The sequence below is a fragment of the Pseudoduganella sp. RAF53_2 genome, from assembly GCF_052113985.1.
Taxonomy (GTDB): Bacteria; Pseudomonadota; Gammaproteobacteria; order Burkholderiales; family Burkholderiaceae_D; genus Rugamonas.
In genome coordinates this window covers 1-3,980 of the sequence record NZ_JBFRDW010000578.1, presented here as the reverse complement: position 1 = coordinate 3,980, position 3,980 = coordinate 1, and the positions used below count along the sequence as shown (strand labels likewise).

The window sequence follows — 3,980 nt, the reverse complement described above, 5'->3', positions numbered from 1 at the left end:
ACGTCGTGATTTACGAAGCGCAGGAGAAATCCGGCGGCCTGAATGAATACGGCATTGCGAAATACAAACTGACCGACAATTTCGCGCAAAAGGAAGTGGACTTTCTGTTGGGCGTGGGCGGCATCGAAATCCGCCATGGCCAGAAGCTGGGCGACAACGTGCAGCTGAAGGCGCTGCATGACGAATATGACGCAGTCTTCCTCGGTCTTGGCCTCGGCGCCAGCCGCCAGCTCGGCCTCACGGGAGAAGATGCTCCCGGCCTGATGGCTGCCGTGGACTACATCGCCGAACTGCGCCAGGCCAGYGACCTGGCCAAGTTGCCGGTCCCACGCCGCGCCATCGTGATCGGCGCCGGCAATACCGCCATCGACATGGCCGTGCAAATCCGGCGCCTGGGTGCTGAAGAAGTGACCATGGTTTATCGCCGCGGCTTCGACGCCATGAGCGCCACACATCACGAACAGGACATCGCCAAGGCCAACCAGGTGCGCATGCAAACCTGGGCGCAGCCAAAGCAGGTGCTGCTGGATGAAGCGGGCCGTGTGCGTGGCATGCGCTTCGAACGCACGCATCTCGAAGGCTCGCGCCTCGTCGGCACTGGCGTTACCTTCGAAATCACGGCCGATGCCGTGTTCAAGGCCATCGGCCAGAGCATGGACACTGAATCGCTGAACGATCCGCTGGCGACGCTGCTGAAGCGGGATGGCGACAAGATCCATGTCGACGATCAGTTCCGCACCGTCCTGCCAGGCATTTACGCCGGCGGGGACTGTGTGGCGCCGGGACAGGACCTGACGGTGCAAGCCGTCCAGCATGGCAAGCTGGCTGCGCTCGCAATCCATAACGATATTTCGACCAAGGGAGGCGTCCATGGCTGATCTGAGCATCAATTTCTGCGGCATCAAGGCGCCCAATCCGTTCTGGCTGGCCTCCGCGCCGCCGACCGATAAAGCCTACAACGTGATCCGCGCCTTCGAAGCAGGGTGGGGCGGCGTGGTGTGGAAGACGCTGGGTGAAGATCCGCCGCCTGTGAACGTGTCCTCGCGCTACTCGGCCATCTACGGCAAGAACCGCGAAGTCATCGGCTTCAACAATATCGAGCTGATTACCGACCGCCTGCTGCAAACCAATCTGGATGAAATCACGGCCGTGAAGAAGGCCTGGCCGGACCGCGCGATGGTGGTGTCCTTGATGCTGCCTTGTGAAGAGCACTACTGGGCGCATATCCTGCCGCTGGTCGAAGCGACCGGCGCGGACGGCATCGAGCTGAATTTCGGCTGCCCGCACGGCATGCCGGAACGCGGCATGGGTTCCGCTGTCGGCCAGGTGCCGGAATATGTGGAGCAGGTGACGGCTTGGTGCAAAAAGCACACGAAGCTGCCGGTGATTGTGAAGCTGACGCCGAACATCACGGATATCCGCCGTCCTGCACGCGCTGCGCAGAAGGGTGGCGCCGACGCAGTCTCGCTGATCAACACCATCAACTCGATTACCTCGATTGACCTGGACCGCATGGCTGCATTGCCGATGGTCGGAAATGCCAGCACCCATGGCGGTTACTGCGGCACAGCCGTCAAGCCGATCGCCCTGAACATGGTGGCCGAAATCGCGCGCGATCCTGAAACCAGGGGGCTTCCCATCTCCGGTATCGGCGGCATCAGCAACTGGCGTGACGCGGCGGAGTTCATCGCGCTGGGCGCGGGCAGTGTGCAGGTCTGCACTGCGGCGATGCTGCACGGCTTCCGCATCGTCGAAGAGATGAAGGACGGTCTTTCGCGCTGGATGGACTCCAAAGGCTACAAGACGCTGGAAGACTTCCGCGGCAAGGCGGTGCCGAACACCACCGACTGGAAGTACCTGGACATGAACTTCAAGACCATCGCCCACATCAGCCAGGACGACTGCATCAAGTGCGGCCGCTGCTATGTGGCGTGCGAGGATACGTCGCACCAGTCCATCTTCCAGCTGGTGGACGAAGCGACCGGCACGCGGACCTACCAGGTCAACGAGCAGGAATGCGTCGGCTGCAATCTGTGCGAAATTACCTGTCCGGTGCAAGGATGCATTACCATGGTCCCGCAGCAGACCGGCAAGCCGTACATGAACTGGACCCAGGACCCGCGCAATCCACGCGCGGAGATCGCAAAAGAGGTCAGCGCAGCCAGCTGATCTCCGAAGAGGAGAGCGTCAGTGAGCAATGACAGTCCGCATTTGTGGAACGAAGACCTGGCGCCAACCAGCGCCGCACAGCGCACATGGCGCTGGTATCACTTTGCTGCACTCTGGGTGGGGATGGTCATGTGCATCCCCGCATACACTTTGGCTGCCAGCCTGATTGAAGGCGGCATGTCCGCATATCAGGCGGTGTTGACGGTCTTCCTGGCCAACACGATTGTGCTGCTGCCGATGCTGGCCATCGGCCACGCGGGCACCAAGTACGGCATTCCGTATGCGGTGCTGGCACGCGCCTCGTTCGGCACCACCGGCGCGCGGCTGCCGGCGCTGATGCGCGCGATTGTGGCCTGCGGCTGGTACGGCATCCAGACCTGGTTCGGCGGGCAGATGATTTACACGCTGCTGGGCGTAATGACGGGTGGAGAGATCGGCGGCGATAAGCTGCCCGGTCTTGGCATCAATCTGGCACAGCTGCTTTGCTTCCTGGGCTTCTGGGCTATCCAGTTTTATTACATCGTCCACGGCATGGACGCGATCCGCAAACTGGAAACCTACACGGCGCCGCTGAAGATCATCATCTGCTTCGTGCTGCTGTGGTGGGTCTATGAGCGTGCCGGCGGCTTCGGTCCGCTGYTGAATCAGCCCTCGCAGTTCGTTGAAGGCGGCAAGAAAGCAGGCCAGTTCTGGCCGACCTTCTGGCCTTCGCTGACGGCCATGGTCGGCTTCTGGGCTACGCTGGCGCTGAATATTCCCGACTTCACGCGCTTCGCGAAAACGCAGCGCGACCAGGTGCTGGGCCAGTCGGTGGGCCTGCCTGTGCCGATGGGCTTGCTGGCCGCGCTGGCGGTGATCGTGACATCGGCCACCATCGTCCTGTACGGCAAAGCGATCTGGGACCCGGTTGATCTGGCCAGCCGCATGACCGGCGCAGCGGTGCTGATTGCGCTGATCATTCTGTTGATCGACACCGTTAGCGTGAATCTGGCGGCGAATCTGGTCGGCCCTGCTTATGACTTCTCGGCGCTGGCGCCGAAGGTGATCAGCTACCGTATCGGCGGCTATATCACCGCTGGCATTGCGCTGGTGATGATGCCGTGGAAGCTGCTGGAAACCACGCAAGGTTATATCTTCACCTGGCTGATTGGCTACTCGGCGCTGCTTGGCCCCATCGCGGGTGTGCTGATCATCGACTATTACTTCGTCCGCAAAACGAATCTGAAAGTGGATCAGCTCTATGTGCACGATGGCGAATATTCATACACGAACGGCTGGAATTCCGCAGCACTGGTGGCCTTTGTGCTCGGCGTGATGCCGAATGTGCCGGGCTTCCTGAATGCGGCCTTCCCGCAAAGCTTCGCCGATGTGGGCCAAGGCTTCAAGCTGATTTATACCTACGCATGGTTTGTTGGCATCGCCATTTCAGCCCTTGTGTACGGAATCATGATGAAGGGCAGGGCAGCGGCCACGCTGAATACTGCCCCGCAGTCCTGAACTTTGGAGAAGCAATATGGCGACAATTATTCGTGGCGGTACTGTAGTGAACGCGGACCGCGCTTATCGTGCCGACGTGCTGTGCGAAGGCGACAAGATCGTCGCGGTCGGCCCGAACCTTGATGTGCCGGCCGGCGCACACGAGATCGACGCAGGCGGCCAGTACGTCATGCCGGGCGGGATCGATCCGCACACCCACATGAACCTGCCCTTCATGGGCACTGTCACGCAGGACGACTTCTTCACAGGCACCGCGGCGGGCCTTGCCGGCGGCAACACGACCATCATCGATTTCGTGATCCCTAATCCAAAGC

3 protein-coding genes and 1 pseudogene are annotated in these 3,980 nt (G+C 61.0%); all 4 read left to right on the top strand.

Annotated features, from left to right (window positions below; all coding sequences use genetic code 11):
* On the top strand, positions 1 to 878 hold an 878-nt coding region (locus AB4Z11_RS25755), incomplete at its 5' end, for an FAD-dependent oxidoreductase (protein ID WP_442028646.1).
* A complete protein-coding gene (preA, locus tag AB4Z11_RS25750; protein WP_442028645.1) occupies positions 871 to 2,169 on the top strand; it encodes an NAD-dependent dihydropyrimidine dehydrogenase subunit PreA in 1,299 nt (432 codons plus the stop codon). The genes AB4Z11_RS25755 and preA, both read left to right, overlap by 8 nt.
* A gap of 21 nt (positions 2,170 to 2,190) precedes the next feature.
* Positions 2,191 to 3,666: an NCS1 family nucleobase:cation symporter-1 gene (locus AB4Z11_RS25745; protein ID WP_442028643.1), complete on the top strand. Its 1,476-nt coding sequence runs from the start codon at positions 2,191 to 2,193 to the stop codon at positions 3,664 to 3,666.
* A 16-nt stretch (positions 3,667 to 3,682) separates the two neighbouring features.
* Positions 3,683 to 3,980, top strand: a pseudogene (locus AB4Z11_RS25740) (dihydropyrimidinase); the annotation flags it as partial.

What these genes read in the sequence shown, in the direction of transcription:
- preA (WP_442028645.1), top strand. Translation starts at nt 871, where the DNA reads ATGGCTGATCTGAGCATCAATTTCTGCGGCATCAAGGCGCCCAATCCG.